Source organism: Streptomyces sp. NPDC002671 (genome assembly GCF_053592475.1).
Genome location: NZ_JBSFVU010000013.1, coordinates 154,471 through 173,497 on the forward strand (window position 1 = coordinate 154,471; position 19,027 = coordinate 173,497).

General features: G+C 70.5%; 22 protein-coding genes and 4 tRNA genes. 19 read left to right on the forward strand and 7 right to left on the reverse strand.

Annotation, left to right across the window (positions count from 1 at the left end):
* Nucleotides 1-128: 128 nt before the first annotated feature.
* Nucleotides 129-992 carry a zinc metalloprotease HtpX gene (htpX, locus tag ACWD35_RS21700; protein WP_451352931.1) on the forward strand — a complete coding sequence of 288 codons (864 nt, stop codon included), beginning with the start codon at nt 129-131 and terminating at the stop codon, nt 990-992.
* Complete coding sequence (locus ACWD35_RS21705) at nt 989-1,381, forward strand: YccF domain-containing protein (protein WP_451352932.1); 393 nt, start codon at nt 989-991, stop codon at nt 1,379-1,381. The genes htpX and ACWD35_RS21705 overlap by 4 nt, the downstream gene beginning before the upstream one ends.
* Before the next feature lie 158 nt (nt 1,382-1,539).
* Here the strand turns inward: ACWD35_RS21705 and ACWD35_RS21710 are convergent, their stop codons facing one another.
* Nucleotides 1,540-2,817, reverse strand: a complete 1,278-nt coding sequence (locus tag ACWD35_RS21710; protein ID WP_451352933.1) for an APC family permease — start codon at nt 2,815-2,817, stop codon at nt 1,540-1,542.
* A 186-nt stretch (nt 2,818-3,003) separates the two neighbouring features.
* On the opposite strand from ACWD35_RS21710, the gene ACWD35_RS21715 reads away from it, so the two are divergent.
* Nucleotides 3,004-3,270 (forward strand): GlsB/YeaQ/YmgE family stress response membrane protein, encoded by a 267-nt coding sequence (locus ACWD35_RS21715; protein WP_451352934.1) that lies wholly within the window; start codon nt 3,004-3,006, stop codon nt 3,268-3,270.
* Nucleotides 3,271-3,382: 112 nt separating this feature from the next.
* Here ACWD35_RS21715 and ACWD35_RS21720 read toward each other — a convergent pair whose 3' ends face one another.
* Complete coding sequence (locus tag ACWD35_RS21720) at nt 3,383-3,871, reverse strand: YajQ family cyclic di-GMP-binding protein (RefSeq protein WP_451352935.1); 489 nt, start codon at nt 3,869-3,871, stop codon at nt 3,383-3,385.
* A gap of 224 nt (nt 3,872-4,095) precedes the next feature.
* Between ACWD35_RS21720 and ACWD35_RS21725 the strand changes: the two genes are divergently transcribed.
* Nucleotides 4,096-4,177: transfer RNA gene (locus ACWD35_RS21725), tRNA-Tyr, on the forward strand.
* Between the two features lie 90 nt (nt 4,178-4,267).
* The gene (locus ACWD35_RS21730) at nt 4,268-4,480 is read left to right on the forward strand and encodes a hypothetical protein (protein WP_451352936.1); all 213 of its coding nucleotides are present in this window, start codon (nt 4,268-4,270) and stop codon (nt 4,478-4,480) included.
* A gap of 5 nt (nt 4,481-4,485) precedes the next feature.
* On the opposite strand, the gene ACWD35_RS21735 is transcribed toward ACWD35_RS21730, so the two are convergent.
* On the reverse strand, nt 4,486-5,142 hold the full coding sequence (locus ACWD35_RS21735; RefSeq protein ID WP_451352937.1) for an NAD(P)H-binding protein: 657 nt from the start codon (nt 5,140-5,142) through the stop codon (nt 4,486-4,488).
* A 158-nt stretch (nt 5,143-5,300) separates the two neighbouring features.
* Nucleotides 5,301-6,596: an amidohydrolase family protein gene (locus ACWD35_RS21740; protein ID WP_451352938.1), complete on the reverse strand. Its 1,296-nt coding sequence runs from the start codon at nt 6,594-6,596 to the stop codon at nt 5,301-5,303.
* Between the two features lie 335 nt (nt 6,597-6,931).
* Here ACWD35_RS21740 and ACWD35_RS21745 point away from each other — a divergent pair.
* From ACWD35_RS21745 to ACWD35_RS21780, 8 genes are all read left to right on the forward strand, one after another.
* A tRNA-Thr gene (locus ACWD35_RS21745) sits at nt 6,932-7,004 on the forward strand.
* Nucleotides 7,005-7,050: 46 nt separating this feature from the next.
* Nucleotides 7,051-7,123: transfer RNA gene (locus tag ACWD35_RS21750), tRNA-Met, on the forward strand.
* A gap of 88 nt (nt 7,124-7,211) precedes the next feature.
* On the forward strand, nt 7,212-7,376 hold the full coding sequence (rpmG, locus tag ACWD35_RS21755; protein WP_003948671.1) for a 50S ribosomal protein L33: 165 nt from the start codon (nt 7,212-7,214) through the stop codon (nt 7,374-7,376).
* Between the two features lie 87 nt (nt 7,377-7,463).
* Entirely contained in the window at nt 7,464-7,916 is a 453-nt protein-coding gene (locus ACWD35_RS21760; RefSeq protein WP_451352939.1) for an FAS1-like dehydratase domain-containing protein, read from the forward strand.
* Between the two features lie 7 nt (nt 7,917-7,923).
* Nucleotides 7,924-8,352, forward strand: coding sequence for a MaoC family dehydratase (locus ACWD35_RS21765; RefSeq protein WP_451352940.1), 429 nt, complete (start codon nt 7,924-7,926; stop codon nt 8,350-8,352).
* A gap of 173 nt (nt 8,353-8,525) precedes the next feature.
* Complete coding sequence (locus ACWD35_RS21770) at nt 8,526-9,095, forward strand: TetR/AcrR family transcriptional regulator (protein ID WP_451352941.1); 570 nt, start codon at nt 8,526-8,528, stop codon at nt 9,093-9,095.
* A gap of 104 nt (nt 9,096-9,199) precedes the next feature.
* Nucleotides 9,200-10,630, forward strand: coding sequence for a DHA2 family efflux MFS transporter permease subunit (locus tag ACWD35_RS21775; RefSeq protein WP_451352942.1), 1,431 nt, complete (start codon nt 9,200-9,202; stop codon nt 10,628-10,630).
* A 156-nt stretch (nt 10,631-10,786) separates the two neighbouring features.
* Complete coding sequence (locus tag ACWD35_RS21780) at nt 10,787-11,842, forward strand: UDP-N-acetylmuramate dehydrogenase (protein WP_451352943.1); 1,056 nt, start codon at nt 10,787-10,789, stop codon at nt 11,840-11,842.
* A 25-nt stretch (nt 11,843-11,867) separates the two neighbouring features.
* On the opposite strand, the gene ACWD35_RS21785 is transcribed toward ACWD35_RS21780, so the two are convergent.
* Nucleotides 11,868-12,500: an NAD(P)-dependent oxidoreductase gene (locus tag ACWD35_RS21785; protein WP_451352944.1), complete on the reverse strand. Its 633-nt coding sequence runs from the start codon at nt 12,498-12,500 to the stop codon at nt 11,868-11,870.
* Nucleotides 12,501-12,602: 102 nt separating this feature from the next.
* Here ACWD35_RS21785 and ACWD35_RS21790 point away from each other — a divergent pair, with 102 nt between their 5' ends.
* Entirely contained in the window at nt 12,603-13,196 is a 594-nt protein-coding gene (locus tag ACWD35_RS21790) for a TetR/AcrR family transcriptional regulator (protein ID WP_451352945.1), read from the forward strand.
* A gap of 4 nt (nt 13,197-13,200) precedes the next feature.
* Here the strand turns inward: ACWD35_RS21790 and ACWD35_RS21795 are convergent, their stop codons facing one another.
* Both ACWD35_RS21795 and ACWD35_RS21800 read right to left on the reverse strand, forming a co-directional pair.
* Entirely contained in the window at nt 13,201-14,244 is a 1,044-nt protein-coding gene (locus tag ACWD35_RS21795; RefSeq protein WP_451352946.1) for an adenosine deaminase, read from the reverse strand.
* A gap of 147 nt (nt 14,245-14,391) precedes the next feature.
* Complete coding sequence (locus ACWD35_RS21800) at nt 14,392-15,618, reverse strand: pyridoxal phosphate-dependent aminotransferase (protein WP_451352947.1); 1,227 nt, start codon at nt 15,616-15,618, stop codon at nt 14,392-14,394.
* A gap of 504 nt (nt 15,619-16,122) precedes the next feature.
* On the opposite strand from ACWD35_RS21800, the gene ACWD35_RS21805 reads away from it, so the two are divergent.
* The 5 genes from ACWD35_RS21805 to rplA all read left to right on the forward strand — a co-directional run bounded on the left by ACWD35_RS21805 (nt 16,123) and on the right by rplA (nt 18,959).
* A tRNA-Trp gene (locus ACWD35_RS21805) sits at nt 16,123-16,195 on the forward strand.
* 107 nt (nt 16,196-16,302) lie between these two features.
* A complete protein-coding gene (secE, locus tag ACWD35_RS21810) occupies nt 16,303-16,590 on the forward strand; it encodes a preprotein translocase subunit SecE (RefSeq protein WP_451352948.1) in 288 nt (95 codons plus the stop codon).
* Nucleotides 16,591-16,670: 80 nt separating this feature from the next.
* The gene (nusG, locus tag ACWD35_RS21815; RefSeq protein WP_451352949.1) at nt 16,671-17,549 is read left to right on the forward strand and encodes a transcription termination/antitermination protein NusG; all 879 of its coding nucleotides are present in this window, start codon (nt 16,671-16,673) and stop codon (nt 17,547-17,549) included.
* Between the two features lie 168 nt (nt 17,550-17,717).
* Complete coding sequence (rplK, locus tag ACWD35_RS21820) at nt 17,718-18,152, forward strand: 50S ribosomal protein L11 (protein WP_031167035.1); 435 nt, start codon at nt 17,718-17,720, stop codon at nt 18,150-18,152.
* 81 nt (nt 18,153-18,233) lie between these two features.
* Entirely contained in the window at nt 18,234-18,959 is a 726-nt protein-coding gene (gene rplA, locus ACWD35_RS21825; RefSeq protein WP_023547414.1) for a 50S ribosomal protein L1, read from the forward strand.
* The last annotated feature ends 68 nt before the right edge of the window (nt 18,960-19,027 follow it).

Genomic DNA, 19,027 nt, shown 5'->3' on the forward strand with positions numbered 1-19,027 from the left:
TCACCCGTACGGCCGAGGAACGGCGCCGCACGCGCCGGGGAACTCGTGACCGTCGCCTGGCGTTGACCAGAGCGGGAGGGTCCACTGGACCAAAGGGTTCCCCTGCTGCACCACTTGGAGGGCGTACCGTGCACCGCCGGCACAACGGGCTCAGGACGGCAGTACTCCTCGGGGGGCTGTCCGCGCTCATCATCGTCATCGGCAGCTTCTTCGGGCGCACCGGACTGATCGTCGCCGTGCTCATCGCCCTCGGCACAAACGCGTACGCGTACTGGAACAGCGACAAGCTGGCGCTGCGCGCGATGCGTGCGCGCCCGGTGAGCGAGTTCGAGGCCCCGGCCCTCTACCGGATGGTGCGCGAGCTCTCCACACAGGCCCGTCAGCCCATGCCCCGCCTGTACATCTCCCCGACAGAGGCCCCCAACGCCTTCGCGACGGGCCGCAACCCGCGCAACGCGGCCGTCTGCTGCACGGAGGGCATCCTGCGCCTCCTGGACGAGCGCGAGCTGCGCGGCGTCATCGGCCACGAACTGAGCCATGTCTACAACCGCGACATCCTGATCTCCTCGGTGGCGGGCGCCCTCGCCTCGGTGATCATGTTCCTGGTCAACTTCGCCTGGCTGATCCCCATCGGCCGCTCCGACGACGACGAGGGCCCCGGCCTGCTCGGACTGCTGCTGATCATGATCCTGGGCCCGCTCGCCGCCACCCTCATCCAGCTGGCGATCAGCCGCTCCCGCGAGTACGAGGCGGACGCCTCGGGCGCCCAGCTCACCGGTGACCCGCGCGCCCTGGCCGGCGCCCTGCGCAAGCTGGAGGTCGGCACCCAGCAGCTCCCGCTGCCGCCCGAGCCCCGGATCCAGACCGCGAGCCACATGATGATCGCGAACCCCTTCCGCCCGGGCCAGGGAGTCGCCAAGATGTTCTCCACGCACCCGCCGATGGCGGACCGCATCGCCCGACTGGAGAAGATGGCAGGCCGCAACCAGTGAAGACTCTCCTGAACCTCATCTGGCTCGTGCTGAGCGGCTTCTGGCTGTTCCTCGGCTACCTCCTCGCCGGCGTGCTGCTGTGCGTCACGATCATCGGCATCCCCTTCGGCATCGCCGCGTTCCGCATTGGTCTCTACGCCCTGTGGCCCTTCGGGTACACCACGGTCGAACGCAGGGACGCGGGCGCCGCCTCCTGCATCGGCAACGTGCTGTGGCTGGTCCTGGCCGGCTGGTGGCTGGCGCTCGCCCACATCGCCACCGGCATCGCCCTGTGCCTGACGATCATCGGCATCCCGTTCGGCGTCGCCAACTTCAAGCTGATCCCGGTCTCCCTGCTGCCGCTGGGCCGTGAGATCGTCCCCACGGACCAGCCGTTCGCCTCGCGCTGACCGCCTGACCGCCTGACCGGCCGCCACCCGTGCGGCCGGGGCGGAGGGTTGTCCACAACGGCCGGGTTGTCCACAGGCCGGCCCGGGTGTCGGCAGTCTGAGGCATTCTGGGATTCCAGGCGGGCCGGGCGACTCGCAGTGCGCCCCCGCCACGGGCGTCATGAGGACCCCGGCCGCTCCCCACGGGCGCCGCGGCGCCCCGCCCACCACCGCCGTATGCCGTACGCGGCCACCCCAGCCGCCAGCACACCCGTACCCACGACCACCGAGGCCGCCGGCAGCGCGAACGCCAGCGTCGCGCAGCCCACCAGCCCCACCACCGGCACCGCCCGCGACAGCGGAGCCGGACTCAGTGTCCACGCCGAGGCATTGGCCACGGCGTAGTAGGCCAGCACACCGAAGGAGGAGAACCCGATGGCACCCCGTACGTCCACCGTCGCGGCCAGCACCGCGACCACCGCGCACACCGCCAGCTCCGCCCGGTGCGGGACTCCGAACCGCGGATGCACGGCGGCCAGAGTCCCGGGCAGATGGCCGTCGCGGGCCATGGCGAGCGTCGTACGGGACACGCCGAGGATCAGCGCGAGCAGCGAGCCCAGCGCCGCCACAGCTGCCCCCACGCGCACCACGGGCACCAGACCCGGCACCCCGGCCGCGCGTACCGCGTCGGCCAGCGGCGCCGCCGAGTGCCCCAGCCGGACCGCGCCGAGAACCGCGAGAGCGGCGACGGCCACGCACGCGTAGACCACCAGCGTGATCCCGAGCGCGAGCGGGATCGCACGCGGGATGGTGCGCGCGGGATCCCGCACCTCCTCGCCGAGGGTCGCGATCCGCGCGTACCCGGCGAACGCGAAGAACAGCAGCCCGGCCGCCTGCAGCACCCCGCCGGCACCCGAGGACAGCCCGACGTCCAGCCGCCCGGCGTCGGCCCGCCCGGAGACGAGACACACGACCACCACGGAAGCGAGGACAGCCAGCACCACGGCCACGATCACCCGCGTCAGCCACGCCGACTTCTGGACACCGCCGTAGTTCACGGCGGTCAGGGCCACCACGGCCGCGACCGCCACCGCGTGCGCCTGCCCCGGCCAGACGTACGCGCCCACGGTGAGAGCCATCGCCGCGCAGGAGGCGGTCTTGCCGACCACGAACGCCCAGCCTGCGAGATACCCCCAGAAGGCGCCCAGCCGCTCACGCCCGTACACGTACGTCCCGCCCGAGGCCGGGTAGCGCGCGGCGAGGCGCGCCGAGGACATGGCATTGCAGTAGGCCACCACGGCCGCGACGGCGAGCGCGGGCAGCAGCCCGGACCCGGCGGCGCGGGCGGCGGGCCCCGGGGCGGAGAAGACACCGGCCCCGATCATCGAACCGAGGCCGACGACCACGGCGTCACGCACTCCCAGGGTGCGGCGCAGACCGGCGCCGGAACGTGTCATGTGCCGCACCCTACTGATCGCCCCAACCCGGGTGGTCGCAACGGGGGGTGGCCGGAACCGGGTGGCCGACCCGTGACGTCCTCTTCACCGGCAGAGCACGAACATGCGCGCGACGGACAGCAGGTCCTCACCGAATTCTCAGCGGCCGGACAGTGCGGGTACAGCGCGGGAGGGCAGGGTCACGGCATGAGCATCATCGGTTGGATCATCCTGGGGCTTGCGGCCGGAGTCATCGCCAAGGTCCTGCTGCCGGGCCGCGACCCGGGCGGCTTCATCGGCACGACGTTCATCGGCATCGCGGGTGCGTTCATCGGCGGCTGGATCTCGGCCCGCTGGCTGGGCCACCCGATCAGCAAGCACTTCTTCGACGGCGCGACCTGGGCCGCCGCCATCGGCGGCTCACTCGTCCTGCTGATCGCCTACCGCATCCTGTTCGGCAACTCACGCGACTGAACGACGGCCGACTGGACGACGGCCGACTGAGCGACAGCCGAAGGGCGGGCACCGCCCGGTACCCGCCCCCTCGTGTACGTGCCGCGTCTGCCGCACGGGTCGTTCGTGCGACCTACCGGTAGTTCACGAACTGCAGCGCGAAGTCGAAGTCCTTGCCCTTGAGCAGGGCGATGACGGCCTGCAGGTCGTCGCGGCTCTTGGAAGTGACGCGCAGCTCCTCACCCTGGACCTGGGCCTTCACGCCCTTGGGGCCCTCATCGCGGATGATCTTCGCCACCTTCTTCGCGTTGTCCTGGGAGATGCCCTCCTGGATCGACGCGAAGATCTTGTACTCCTTGCCGGAGAGCTGGGGCTCGCCCGCGTCCAGCGCCTTCAGCGAGATGCCGCGCTTGATCAGCTTGGACTGGAAGACGTCGAGGACCGCGTTCACCCGGTCCTCGGAGTTCGCCTCCATGAGGATCTTGTCCCCGGACCACGAGATCGAGGCACCCACGCCCTTGAAGTCGTAGCGCTGCGAGATCTCCTTGGCGGCCTGGTTGAGGGCGTTGTCGACCTCCTGCCGCTCGACCTTCGAGACGATGTCGAAACTGGAGTCGGCCATGTCCTGTGGCTCCTTGTATCCGGGTGCGTATCGGGTGCGGCGGGCGTGCGAGGCGGCTGCCGCCGAGCCAGGCATCAAGCCGGGCCGCATCCGCACCAGCCTAGCCACCCCACGACCGAAGGGGCGCAGATCAATGGGGTGGCGAAGCATCCCTCGGCATCGGGTATTGTTTACGTCGTTGCCAGGGAGCGCCGCCGAAAAGCGGTTCGAACGGCAGCAACCCCGGCGGTGTGCCCGAGCGGCCAAAGGGAGCAGACTGTAAATCTGCCGGCTCAGCCTTCCCAGGTTCGAATCCTGGCGCCGCCACACTGGGGAAGACCCCCTCCGACTGCGGAAACGCAGCACGGAGGGGGTCTCTTCGTGTTGACCCTGTTCGGAGCGGGGCGCACTGGCGGAATGTCCTCCCGTCGCAGAACCTGTCCGGTGTGCCGTCGTGAAATCGCCGTTGTCGCCGGGCGTTTCGCCCGGCACGACCCGCCCGGGGCGCGGGAGAGCGGGGATCTCGTCTCGTGCTCCGGATCGCGACGGCAGGCACAACTCGGGGCCGTCCAGCCGTCGTTGGACGGCTACGCCGTACCGGACTTCCCCGGGCAGCTCCCACTCTTCTGACCGCGTCAGTTTCCCGCGATCGACTTCACGGCGACCGACACCGGCGTCGACCCGCTGATCAGCTCCAGCGTCAGGCCCGCCGTCGCCGGCGTGTCCACCAGCTCCGCCAGCACGGCCGCCACGTCGTCCCGCGGGACCATGCCGCGCCCGGTGTCTGCCTCCAGACGGACATGACCGGTGCCCGCGTCGTCCGTCAGCGAGCCGGGCCGCAGGATCGTCCAGTCCAGGCCGTCCTGGCGGGTGATGTACGCGTCGGCCTCGCCTTTGGCACGCAGGTACACGTCGAAGACGTCGTCGCCCTTGTGTGCGGGGTCCGCGCCCATCGAGGAGACCACGACGAAACGGCGTACGCGCGCGCGGACGGCCGCGTCCGCGAAGAGCACCGCCGCGCCCCTGTCCACCGTGTCCTTGCGGGCCGTACCGCTCCCTGGGCCCGCTCCGGCCGCGAAGACCGCCGCGTCGGCGCCCTGCAGGTGGGCCGCGACCTGCTCCACCGAGGCGGACTCCAGGTCGAGGAAGACCGGTTCGGCGCCGGCCGCGCGCAGATCGTCGCCCTGTTCGGGCTTTCGGATGATCCCCGCGACCTCGTCCCCGCGCGCGGAGAGCAGCCGCTCCAGCCGCAGCGCGATCTGACCATGACCACCAGCGATGACAATGCGCATGCTTTCGACCGTACGCCCGGGAGGCCCCGTCCGCCGCATGAGTTCAGCGGGGTTGCGGGGGGTGTGCGATGCCCTTCCGGAGCGTGTGCCGCGGGAGCGTGCGCCCGGCGCGCGTTCAGCCCGGACGCGCCGATACGCCCCCGCTCACGCCCTCCGGCTCACGACAGCTCCCCTCGCCCCTGTCGCGGCAGCCCCAGCTCCGCTGTCACCGCCGTGTTGCAGTACTCGCGGACCGCGCTCGTGCGGGCCACCACGCGGCCCCGGTGGACCACGATGCGGCTGTAGGCGAGGGAGAGCGCGCCCGCCAGATGGTTGCCGCGTACGGCCAGGAGTTCGGCGGGGAAGCCCGCCTCCACGCGGACCTCGGGCAGGCCCAGGACCGCACGGGCCGAGGCACTCACCGCGTCGTACGCGTCCTCCGGCCGCAGGACGTGACCGGCGGCGAGGCGGTAGGCCGCCTCCAGGGGGTCGCCGCGGCCGACGGGGTTCGAGACGTCCCGCAGGGCGCCGCTGCCCGCCGCCACCCGCACCCCGGCCGCACGCAGCAGCCGTACCGGGGGCATGCCGCGCCGGTCGGCGGCGCCGCAGCCGCCCTGGGGCAGGCAGACGACCGTCACGCCGGCGGCTGCGAGCTGGTCCGCGAGCCGCGAGGCGGCCTCGGCGGGAAGGCGGGCGAGACCGGCGCACGGACCGATCGTCACGCCGGGGCGCAGGCCCCCGGCCAGCGCCGCGAGCCGGGACAACCGGGCCGGGTCGGTGGCATCCGTGTGCAGGTCCACCGGGCACCCCTGCTCGGAGGCCACCTCCAGGACCGCCTCCACATAGCCTGTGGGGTCAGGGTCCAGGTCCGGGCAGCCACCCACCACCGAGGCGCCCATCTTCACCGCGTCCCGCAGCATCGCCAGCCCGTCGGCCCCGGCCGCCCCGGTCAGCAGGCGCGGCATGGCCACCGTGGCCAGCTCCGTGAGCCCGCGCAGCGAGCGGCGGGCCCGCAGGACGGCGCCGAGCGCGCCGAGGCCCTGGACGTCGCCCACGCGTACGTGCGCGCGTACCGCCGTCGCCCCGTGCCCGAGCTGGAGCAGGGCCGCCTCCGTGACCCGGCGCTGGACGTCCTCGGGGGCGTACGACACCGGCCCGGGGCGCTCGGCGGACAGCGCGGTGTCGCCGTGGGCGTGCGGTTCCGCCGGGGCCGGGAGGAGCAGGTAGCCGCTCAGGTCGAGGCGCGTGGCACCTGTAGCCGTACGGGCGGAACTCGGCGCGAGCCCCCGTGGCAGGCCCGGCGCCAGGCTGCCGGCCGTGCCGACCGCCTCGATGCGCCCGCCGCCCAGCCGTACGTCCACGGTCCGGCCGTCCGTGAGCCGCGCCCCGCACAGCAGGAGCGCGCCCGGGTCGGGCTGCCCCGAGGACCCCGACGAGTTCGACGGCGGGTGCGGCTGCGGCTGGCTGTCGGGCATCGCGCTCCTGGGGTAGGGGGGCCGTGAGGCGCCCAAGATCACGCAGAGTGAGTCGAGCCTAGGGTGGCGAGCCACGCAGAGCGCGCAGGAGCGCAATAGTCGTACCGGTGTGGTCCGCCCTGGGTGGTACGCGTGTCGCCCGCGCGCGTGGCTCGCACGGTTCGTCCTGACGCAGCCTCTGACGCCGCCTCACGCGACCTGCGGCAGACCTGGGTTCCAGGGGGCCCACGAGGCCGTCGGGAGGCCCGGGAACAGGCCCGGGAAGGGGGCCGTCCCGGGTGCCGGGATACGGATTTGGGTGAACGGCTGCGGACCGTGTAATGTCTTCATCGCTCGCCCCAATAGCTCAGTCGGCAGAGCGTCTCCATGGTAAGGAGAAGGTCAACGGTTCGATTCCGTTTTGGGGCTCTGGTGTGAGAGGTTCCCGCCGTAAGGCGGGATCCGATCTCATCAAAGCGGTGTAGCTCAGTCGGTAGAGCAAGCGGCTCATAATCGCTGTGTCACCGGTTCAAGTCCGGTCACCGCTACTGACAGTAGCCGATTGTGGGGTCGGTCCTTCGATCGGCTACTCTTTCTTGCGTTGTTAGACCATCCGTTCGTCTTAGGAGCACTCACGTGGCTGCCACCGACGTCCGCCCGAAGATCACGCTGGCCTGCGTGGAGTGCAAGGAGCGGAACTACATCACCAAGAAGAACCGGCGTAACAACCCGGATCGCCTTGAGATGAAGAAGCACTGCCCGCGTTGCAATGCGCACACCGCGCACCGCGAAACGCGATAAATCAGGCTCGTACATGAGGCCGCCCCCGCAGTCTGGGGGGCGGCCTCATGTCGTTTCACACGCTGCGAGACCAGGAGGTTCCGGGCCATGGCGCTCGACCAGTCCTTCGTGGGGCGGACCTATCCGCCCACCGCGCCCTACGAGGTGGGCCGGGAGAAGATCCGCGAGTTCGCCGAGGCGGTGGGCGAGACCAACCCGGTGTACACGGACCCGGAAGCCGCCAAGGAATTCGGTCACGCCGATGTGATCGCCCCGCCGACCTTCGTGTTCTCCATCACCTTCCGTGCCGCCGGACAGGTCGTCCAGGACCCGCAGCTCGGCCTGGACTACAGCCGCGTGGTGCACGGCGACCAGAAGTTCGCCTACAGCCGCCCGGTGCGCGCCGGCGACCGGCTCACGGTCACCTCCACCATCGAGGCGATCAAGTCCCTCGCGGGCAACGACATCCTGGACATCCGGGGTGACGTGCACGACGAGGCGGGCGAGCTCGTCGTGACCGCCTGGACCAAGCTGGTCGCGCGCGCGGCAGAGGAGGCGTGAGGAACCGATGACGGTGAAGATCGCGTATGACGACGTCGAGGTCGGCACCGAACTGCCGGCGCAGACCTTCCCTGTGACCCGCGCCACCCTGGTGCGGTACGCGGGCGCCTCCGGGGACTTCAACCCGATCCACTGGAACGAGAAGTTCGCCAAGGAGGTGGGCCTGCCGGACGTCATCGCGCACGGCATGTTCACCATGGCCGAGGCGATCCGCGTGGTCACCGACTGGACCGGCGACCCGGGCGCGGTCGTCGAGTACGGCGTCCGCTTCACCAAGCCGGTCGTGGTCCCGAACGACGACGACGGTGCCCTGATCGAGGTCAGCGCCAAGGTCGCCGCCAAGCTCGACGACAGCACGGTGCGCGTGGACCTGATCGCGACCAGCGCCGGCCAGAAGGTGCTGGGCATGTCCCGGGCGGTCGTACGGCTGGCCTGACGGCAGATCCGGGTGGCCGGCCTGACGGCAGATCCCGGTAAGGGGCGTTCGCCATTGCGGGCGCCCCTTACGCATGTCCGCGGCCGTGGCGTTCAGGGTGCTCGCGTCCAGGGCGCTCAGGTCGCTCAGAAGCCCCCTTGCCAAGTTAGTGATTGAGCACTAACTTACTGCCCATGGTCAGGATGAGCGCAGAAGAGCGGCGCGAGAGCGTCATCCGTGCGGCGATCACGGAGTTCGCGCAGAAGGGGTACTACGGCACCTCCACCGAGGCGATCGCCAAGCGGGTCGGGGTGTCGCAGCCGTACCTCTTCCGGCTCTTCGCGGGCAAGAAGGCGATCTTCGCCGCCGCCTCGCTCCGGTGTGTGGAGGACACCTGCCGGGTCTTCGAGGAGGCGGCCGAGGGGCTGGAGGGCGAAGAGGCCCTGCACGCCATGGCGAACGCGTACGTCCGGCTGATCACGGAGCATCCCGAGAGGCTCCAGATGCAGATGCAGACGTACGTCACGGTGGCGGCGGCCGAGGCGGAAGGCGACCACGAGTTCGGCGAGGTCGTGCGGTCCTCCTGGATGCGGCTCTGGGAGACCGTGCATCTGCCGCTGGGGGCGGATGACGGCGAGACCACGACTTTCCTGGCGTACGGCATGCTCATCAACACCCTCACGGCCATGGGGTTTCCGCCCGAGCACCGGGTCTGGCAGGAGATGTACCCGTCGGCCCGGGTCACCGGGCGGCTGGAGAAGTAGCACGGTCGGAGGCGGTGTCCCGCCTCTTTCATGGGCGTCAAAGTTAGTCAGCAATAACTAATCAACGGCAGTGATCGCTCTCTGGGGGAGAGATGTCAGAAGAGATGTCAGAGCAGACAACCATGCGCGGGGGAGCGGTCTGGGCCCTCGTCATCACCAGCGTCGCCGGATTCATGGCGGCCCTCGACAATCTCGTCGTCACCACCGCCCTGCCCTCCATCCGCAAGGACCTCGGCGGCGCGCTGGACGACCTGGAGTGGACCGTGAGCGCCTACACGCTCACCTTCGCCGTCCTGCTGATGTTCGGCGCGGCCCTCGGTGACCGCTTCGGGCGCCGGCGGCTCTTCCTCGCCGGGCTCGCCGTCTTCACCGGTGCCTCCGCCGCCGCGGCCATGGCACCCGGCATCGGCTCCCTCATTGCCGCCCGCGCGGTCCAGGGCGTCGGCGCGGCCGTGATGATGCCGCTCACGCTCACCCTGCTGACGGCGGCCGTGCCCGCGGCCAAGCGCGGGACGGCGTACGGCATCTGGGGCGCCGTCAACGGGCTCGCGGTCGCCTCCGGGCCGCTCATCGGCGGCAGCCTCACCGAGCACGTCTCCTGGCATTGGATCTTCTGGCTGAACGTTCCGATAGGCCTCGCCCTGCTGCCGCTCGCCCGTCTCCGCCTGGCCGAGTCCTACGGAACCGGCGCCCCGCTCGACATCCCCGGCACCCTGCTCGTCAGCGGCGGCCTCTTCGGCATCGTGTACGGGCTGGTGCGCGGCCCCGTCGACGGCTGGACGGGCGCCCCCGTGCTGACCGGGCTGATCGCGGGCGCCGCGCTGCTCGCCGGCTTCGTCCACCACGGCTTCAACAACAAGAACCCCATGCTGCCGATGCGGCTGTTCCGCTCCCGGGCCTTCTCCGGCATCAACGCAGCGAGCCTGCTGATGTTCCTCGGGATGTTCGGCTCGATCTTCCTGCTCAGCCAGTACATGCAGGGCGTGCTCGGCTACTCGCCCACCGAGGCGGGCCTGCGGATGCTGCCGTGGACCGGCATGCCGATGCTGGTCGCGCCCGTCGCCGGGATCCTCTCCGACCGCATCGGCGGCCGGCCGGTCGCCGCCGCCGGGCTCTTCCTGCAGGCGCTCGGCCTCGGCTACATGGCCGCCGTGGTCACCGCGGACGCCTCCTACGCGAACCAGCTTCCCGGCCTGATCATCAGCGGCGTCGGCATGGCCCTGTACTTCGCCCCGGCGGCCAACCTGGTGATGTCCAGCGTCCTCCCGCACGAGCAGGGCATCGCCTCCGGCGCCAACAACGCGCTGCGCGAGGTCGGCGGAGCGCTCGGTATCGCGGTGATGTCGTCGATCTTCTCCGCGCAGGGCGGCTACGAGAGCGCGCAGGCCTTCGTGGACGGCCTGCGGCCCGCCCTCGTCGTCGGCTCGGCGACGGTCGCCCTCGCGGCGGTGGCGGCCCTGGTGATCCCGGCACGGCGCGCGGCGGCGCAGGTCGTGGTGGCGGGGGAGCCGGCCGCGGCGACCGTCGGCCACTGAGAGGGACCTCGGGACTGAGTCCGAGCATTGCGAACGCCACGCGCGCGTACGGCCCCGTCTTCACGATCGGGGCCGTACGCGCGCGTGGGCGCACTCCCGCAGCCCCCGACGGCGCCAGGGCCGGGGCTGTCAGAGCCGTCTCGTAGTCTTGGGCCCGTGCAGGTACTCCACGACGCCCCCCTTGCCCCGCTGACCACCTTCCGGCTGGGCGGTCCCGCGGCGCGGCTGGTCACCGCCTCGACCGACGCCGAGGTGATCGCCGCCGTCCGTGAGGCCGACGACAGCGGTACGCCGCTGCTGGTCATCGGCGGCGGGTCGAACCTGGTCATCGGCGACAAGGGCTTCGACGGCACCGCCCTGCGCATCGCCACGCGCGGTGTCGAGCTGCGCGGGACGACGGTGGAGCTGGCGGCCGGCGAGGTGTGGACGGACGCCGTCGCCCGCACGGTCGAGGCCGGGCTCGCCGGGATCGAGTGCCTGGCCGGGATCCCGGGCTCCGCGGGAGCCACGCCGATCCAGAACGTGGGCGCCTACGGCCAGGAGGTCTCCTCCACCATCACCGAGGTGATCGCGTACGACCGGCGCGCGGGCGAGACCGTCACGCTGATGAACGAGGAGTGCGCCTTCTCGTACCGCCACAGCCGCTTCAAGGCCGACCCCGAGCGCTACGTCGTGCTGCGCGTCCGCTTCGAGCTGGAGGACGCGGACGGGCTGTCGGCGCCGCTCCGGTACGCCGAGACGGCGCGGGCGCTCGGCGTGGAGCCGGGCGAGCGGGTGCCGCTGGCCGCCGCGCGCGAGACCGTGCTGAAGCTGCGTGCCGGGAAGGGCATGGTCCTCGACCCGGAGGACCACGACACCTGGTCGGCCGGGTCGTTCTTCACGAACCCGATCCTCACCGACGAGCAGTTCGCCGTGTTCCACGCGCGCGTGCGGGAGCGGCTGGGCGACGGCGTGGAGCCGCCCGCGTACCCGGCGGGGGAGGGCCGTACGAAGACCTCCGCGGCCTGGCTGATCGACAAGGCCGGCTTCACCAAGGGGTACGGCACCGGGCCCGCCCGGATCTCCACCAAGCACACGCTCGCCCTCACCAACCGGGGCGCCGCCACGACCGAGGACCTGCTGGCCCTGGCCCGCGAGGTCGTCGCCGGAGTCCGCGAGGCCTTCGGGGTCACCCTGGTCAACGAGCCGGTGACGGTGGGCGCGAGCCTGTAGCGCTCTCCCAGCGCTTCCGGGGGGCTCAGTCGGCCACCCCGACCCCCTGCTTCACCGTCCCCTCGTCGTCGATCATCGACAGCATTGCATGGGCGACGTCCGCGCGCGCGATGAAGCGGCCGTTGCGCGGGAAGCCGCCGACCACCGTGCGGTAGCGGCCGGTGAGCGGCTTGTCCTGGAGGCGGGGCGGGCGTACGGACGTCCAGTCCGTGCTGCTGCGGGCCAGTTCCGCCTCCATCTCGCGGAGGTCGTCGTAGACGCCCTTGAGGAGCGCCGAGACCACGCCCTTCATCGCGCGGTCCAGCAGGCTGTCGTCCGCCGCCGTCGGGCCGATCGGGGCGGCGCTGACCACCAGCAGCCGCCGTACGTCCTCGGCCTCCATGGCACGCAGGACCGTGCGGGTCAGCCGGGTGGCGACCCCGGCGTCCTTGCGGCTGCGCGCGCCGAGGCCCGACAGCACCGCGTGCCGGCCGCGGACGGCGGCCCGCAGCGGTTCCGGGTCGCTCAGGTCGGCGCGGACGACGTCCAGGCGGTCGCCGACGACGGTGAGCCGGGCTGGGTCCCGGACGACGGCCGTGACCTCGTGGCCGGCGTCCAGGGCCTGGCGGGCGATCTCCTTGCCGATTCCTCCGGTGGCGCCGAAAACGGTGAGCTTCATGGCGACTTTCCTGTTCCCGAGAGGTGGGTGAGTATTTACTCACCCTGTCTCCTCTAGAGTGGGTAAGCACTCACCCACTCGTCAAGCCGATTGGACGCCTTCATGGAGACGAAGCCGGCCCGCGTCCGCATCCTCGATGCCGCACACGAGCTGATGCTCACCGTCGGACTGGCCCGCGCCACCACCAAGGAGATCGCGAAGGCCGCCGGGTGCTCCGAAGCGGCGCTCTACAAGTACTTCGACGGCAAGGAAGACCTGTTCGTCCAAGTGCTCATGGAGCGCCTGCCCCCGCTCAAGCCCCTGCTGAGCAGCCTCGCGGCCGAGCCGGGCCAGGGCACGCTGGAGGAGAACCTCACCGAGATAGCCCGCCAGGCGGCCCTGTTCTACGAGCAGAGCTTTCCGATCGCCGCGTCTCTGTTCGCCGAGAAGCAGCTCAAGCGGCGGCACGACGACGCGCTGCGCAGGCTCGGCTCCGGCCCGCACGCGCCGATCGAGGCGCTGGACGCCTACCTGCGCGCCGAACGCGACGCCGGCCGGATCCGCGCCGATGCCGACACCTTCGCCGCCGCCTCCCTCCTCCTCGGCGCCTGCTCCCAACGAGCCTTCGCCTACGAGGCAACCGAATCCGGCGAACGCCCCCCACTGGACGACTTCGCCACCCGCCTCACCCGAGCCCTGCTGACCGGCCTGGCGTAGGCCTTCAGCCGACCGGTGGCCGGGTCAGCCAGGCGTCGATGCCGGTCAGCAGTCGCTCCTTGACGTCCCCGGGGGCCGCAGAGGCGCGGACCGACTGGCGGGCCAGTTCCGCGAGTTCCGGGTCTGTGAAGGCGTGGGAGTGGCGGGCGAGCTCGTACTGGGCCGTCAGGCGGGAGCCGAAGAGCAGGGGGTCGTCGGCGCCCAGGGCCAGGGGGACGCCTGCCTCGAAGAGGGTGCGCAGGGGGACGTCCTCCGGCTTCTCGTAGACGCCGAGCGCCACGTTCGACGCCGGGCACACCTCGCAGGTCACGCCCCGGTCGGCCAGCCGCTTGAGCAGGCGCGGGTCCTCTGCCGCGCGTACCCCGTGCCCGATCCGCGAGGCGTGCAGGTCGTCCAGGCAGTCCCGGACCGACGCCGGGCCGGTCAGCTCGCCGCCGTGCGGGGCCGAGAGGAGGCCGCCGTCGCGGGCGATCGAGAAGGCGCGGTCGAAGTCCCGGGCCATGCCGCGCCGCTCGTCGTTGGAGAGGCCGAAGCCGACCACACCCCGGTCCGCGTACCGCACCGCCAGCCGGGCCAGCGTGCGCGCGTCCAGGGGGTGCTTCATGCGGTTGGCGGCGACCAGGACGCGCATGCCGAGGCCGGTCTCCCGGGAGGTCGTGTCGACCGCGTCCAGGATGATCTCCAGCGCCGGGATCAGACCGCCCAGCCGGGGCGCGTACGACGTCGGGTCCACCTGGATCTCCAGCCAGCCCGAGCCGTCCCTCAGGTCCTCCTCGGCGGCCTCCCGGACCAGCCGCTGGATGTCCTCCGGCTCCCTGAGGCAGGAGCGCGCCGCGTCGTACAGCCGCTGGAAGCGGAACCAGCCCCGCTCGTCCGTGGCCCGCAGCTTCGGCGGCTCACCGCTGGTCAGCGCGTCCGCCAGCGCCTCGGGCAGGCGCACGCCGTACTTGTCGGCCAGTTCCAGCACGGTCTTCGGCCGCATCGAGCCGGTGAAGTGCAGGTGCAGATGGGCTTTCGGCAGCTCAGAGAGATCACGTACACGCTCCATCCCAGGATCCTGCCGTACGTCCCTGAATTCCCGGTAGCGGTTTCCCTGAACGTGGTCTTGCTCGCACGAACGAACGAGGGTCACCTGCGAAAAGCAGAGGGCCACCTGCCAACGTTGGTAGGTGGCCCTCCGGCAGAGCGGCGGATGTCAGTCCCGCGCCTCCGCCAGCAGCTTCTGCACCCGGCTCACGCCCTCGACGAGGTCCTCGTCACCGAGTGCGTACGACAGCCGCAGGTAGCCCGGGGTGCCGAAGGCCTCGCCCGGGACGACCGCGACCTCGGCCTCCTCCAGGATCAGCGCGGCCAGCTCGACCGTGTTCTGCGGGCGCTTGCCGCGGATCTCCTTGCCCAGCAGGGCCTTGACCGACGGGTACGCGTAGAACGCGCCCTCGGGCTCCGGGCAGAGCACGCCGTCGATCTCGTTGAGCATCCGCACGATCGTCTTGCGGCGGCGGTCGAAGGCCTCGCGCATCTTCGCCACGGCCTCCAGGTCGCCGGAGACGGCGGCCAGGGCGGCCACCTGGGCCACGTTGGAGACGTTCGAGGTGGCGTGCGACTGGAGGTTCGTCGCGGCCTTGACGACGTCCTTCGGGCCGATGACCCAGCCCACGCGCCAGCCGGTCATGGCGTACGTCTTCGCCACACCGTTGACCACGATGCACTTCTCGCGCAGCTCGGGCAGCAGCGCCGGCAGGGAGACGGCCTTGGCGTCGCCGTAGACCAGGTGCTCGTAGATCTCGTCCGTGAGGACCCACAGGCCGTGCTCGACGGCCCAGCGGCCGATCGCCTCGGTCTCGGCCTCGGAGTACACCGCGCCGGTCGGGTTGGACGGGGAGACGAAGAGGACGACCTTGGTCTTCTCCGTGCGCGCCGCCTCCAGCTGCTCCACGGTGACGCGGTAGCCGGTCGTCTCGTCCGCGACGACCTCGACCGGGACACCGCCGGCCAGGCGGATCGACTCCGGGTACGTCGTCCAGTACGGAGCCGGGACGATGATCTCGTCACCCGGGTCGAGGATCGCGGCGAACGCCTCGTAGATCGCCTGCTTGCCGCCGTTGGTGACCAGGATCTGGGAGACGTCGGGCTCCCAGCCGGAGTCACGCAGCGTCTTCGCGGCGATCGCGGCCTTCAGCTCGGGCAGGCCGCCGGCCGGGGTGTAGCGGTGGTACTTGGGGTTCTTGCAGGCCTCGACGGCCGCCTCGACGATGTAGTCCGGGGTCGGGAAGTCGGGCTCTCCGGCGCCGAAGCCGATCACCGGACGCCCGGCGGCCTTGAGGGCCTTGGCCTTGGCGTCCACGGCGAGGGTGGCGGACTCGGAGATCGCGCCGATTCGGGCGGAGACCCGGCGCTCGGTGGGAGGGGTTGCAGCGCTCATGGGGCCCATCGTTTCAGACCGGAAACCCCCACGGCACGCCCGTTTCACTTGTTGGCCGATGTAGCCGGTCCGGGAGCCCTTGAAGGCACGAACCCGCTCGCCCGGGGACACGGTCGTGGTCGGCGCCGAGCAGGCCGGCGTCACCGGGTTTTCCGGTGTCGGGCCTGGCCTTCGGTCCCGCGCCCATCAGGGCGGATGCGACCTCGACGCCGCAGCCGGCAGTGGCGCGGAGCGCGACGAAGTGTGATCTGCCGAGCGTGCTGCTCGGTCGTTCACGGCTGAGAAGGCGGCAGACCGAACAGCAGGGGTTGGGGCGTGAACAGGGATCCGAATCCGGCCCCCGGCCAGGACGATCTTCGGTCTGGCGACTCCGGACAGGCACTTTCTGTTCGACGCCGGGCCGCGGACCACGTACACTCTCACCTCGTTGGCCTTCAGCAGCCGCAACCGCAACCGGTGCACTCCGAGCATCCGGCCGGATGCGGTACGTTGGGGGACACGCAAAGGGTCGTAGCTCAATTGGTAGAGCACCGGTCTCCAAAACCGGCGGTTGGGGGTTCAAGTCCCTCCGGCCCTGCTACACACACCGCCAGGATGTGTGCGCATGTACGTACAGCAATGCACCGCCGTGCGGCTCCAGAACCGGGCGCGGCACGGCCACGACCCGGGATCAGGTGAGGAAGAATGACGGACGCCGTGGGCTCCATCGACACGCCTGATGCGCAGGACGAGGTGCAGGAGTCCAAGAAGAAGGCCCGCAAGGGCGGCAAGCGCGCCAAGAAGGGCCCGCTGAAGCGCCTCGCCATCTTCTACCGCCAGGTCATCGCGGAACTCCGCAAGGTCGTCTGGCCGACGCGCAACCAGATGACGTCGTACACCACCGTGGTGATCTTCTTCGTTGCGATCATGATCGGCCTGGTGACCGTGATTGACTATGGGCTCAACCACGCGGCCAAGTACGTCTTCGGCTGAGCCAAGAGCGAAGGGCGCCGTGGTACCGGCGCCCGTTTTCGCATGTTCCACCCCTATGTATCCAGGAAGAAGCAGCCATCGTGTCTGACCCGAACCTGAACGACGCCATCGAGCCGGAAAAGTCGGTGGATGACGAGCTCGACATCGTCGAGGGCGCGGACGAGACGGACGAGTTCGAGGCTGCCGAGGCCGAGGCGGGGGAGGCGGCCGAGGAAGCCGCTCTGCACGTTGAGGACGAGGACGCCGAAGAGGCCCCTGTCGCCGAGGCCGAGGAAGCCACCGAGGCCGAGGAAGCCACCGAGGTCGAGGAAGTCGCCGAGGCCGAGGAGGAGGCCGCGCCGGTCGACCCGGTCCAGGCCCTGCGCGAGGAACTGCGCACCCTCCCCGGCGAGTGGTACGTCATCCACACCTACGCCGGTTACGAGAACCGCGTGAAGACCAACCTGGAGCAGCGCGCCGTCTCGCTGAACGTCGAGGACTACATCTTCCAGGCCGAGGTGCCGCAGGAAGAGGTCGTCCAGATCAAGAACGGCGACCGCAAGACGATCAAGCAGAACAAGCTGCCGGGTTACGTCCTGGTCCGCATGGACCTGACCAACGAGTCCTGGGGCGTCGTCCGCAACACCCCGGGCGTCACCGGCTTCGTCGGCAACGCCTACGACCCGTACCCGCTGACCCTGGACGAGATCGTCAAGATGCTCGCCCCGGAGGCCGAGGAGAAGGCCGCCCGCGAGGCCGCCGAGGCCGAGGGCAAGCCCGCTCCGCAGCGCAAGGTCGAGGTCCAGGTGCTCGACTTCGAGGTCGGCGACTCGGTCACCGTCACGGACGGCCCGTTCGCCACGCTCCAGGCGACCATCAACGAGATCAACCCCGACTCGAAGAAGGTCAAGGGCCTGGTCGAGATCTTCGGCCGCGAGACCCCGGTCGAGCTGTCCTTCGACCAGATCCAGAAGAACTGACGCCTTCGGCGACTTAAGCCACCGGACAGGTCAGGCGGGCTATCGCAGCCCGTCTGACCTGCTCGGTTTTTGGCCGCGCATCCATACCCGTTATCGTTGTGCGGTATGCCTGTGTCCGGGTGGTCCCGGAAGCGGGCATAGGACCCGAATGAAAGGACCCGGAGAGTAATGCCTCCCAAGAAGAAGAAGGTCACGGGGCTCATCAAGCTCCAGATCAACGCCGGTGCGGCGAACCCGGCCCCGCCGGTCGGCCCCGCGCTGGGTCAGCACGGCGTCAACATCATGGAGTTCTGCAAGGCGTACAACGCCGCGACCGAGTCGCAGCGTGGCTGGGTGATCCCGGTGGAGATCACGGTCTACGAGGACCGTTCCTTCACCTTCGTCACCAAGACGCCGCCGGCCGCGAAGATGATCCTCAAGGCCGCTGGTGTCGAGAAGGGCTCCGGCGAGCCGCACAAGACCAAGGTCGCCAAGATCACCGAGGCGCAGGTCCGCGAGATCGCCCAGACCAAGATGCCCGACCTCAACGCCAACGACCTGGACGCCGCGTCGAAGATCATCGCCGGCACCGCCCGTTCCATGGGCATCACGGTCGAGGGCTGAACCCCACCTTCGTAGAACCACCGTGGTAGGGCCTGCTCGGCCCGTACACCACGACTCCTCTCAGAACACACAGGAGCAGTTGTGAGCAAGCGCAGCAAGGCTCTCCGCGCTGCGGACGCCAAGGTCGACCGGGAGAAGCTGTACGCCCCGCTCGAGGCCGTCCGTCTCGCCAAGGAGACCTCCACGACCAAGTTCGACGGCACCGTCGAGGTCGCCTTCCGCCTGGGTGTCGACCCGCGCAAGGCCGACCAGATGGTCCGTGGCACCGTGAACCTTCCGCACGGCACCGGTAAGACCGCCCGGGTCCTGGTCTTCGCGACCGGTGACCGTGCCGAGGCCGCGCGTGCCGCGGGCGCCGACATCGTCGGTGCCGACGAGCTGATCGACGAGGTGGCGAAGGGCCGTCTGGACTTCGACGCCGTCGTCGCCACCCCGGACCTCATGGGCAAGGTCGGCCGCCTCGGCCGCGTCCTCGGCCCGCGTGGTCTGATGCCGAACCCGAAGACCGGCACCGTGACCCCGGACACCGCCAAGGCTGTGACCGAGATCAAGGGCGGCAAGATCGAGTTCCGCGTCGACAAGCACTCGAACCTGCACTTCATCATCGGCAAGGCGTCCTTCGACGACGCCAAGCTGGTGGAGAACTACGGCGCCGCGCTGGAGGAGATCCTCCGTCTGAAGCCGTCCGCCGCCAAGGGTCGCTACATCAAGAAGGCCGCCATCACCACCACGATGGGCCCCGGCATCCCGGTCGACCCGAACCGCACCCGCAACCTCCTCGTCGAGGAGGACCCGGCCGCCGTCTGAGCCCCGCGCTCACCCGGTAGCCGCGTCACGGACGCGTAAGCAAAGGGCGGGCCCTGCAACCTTCGAGG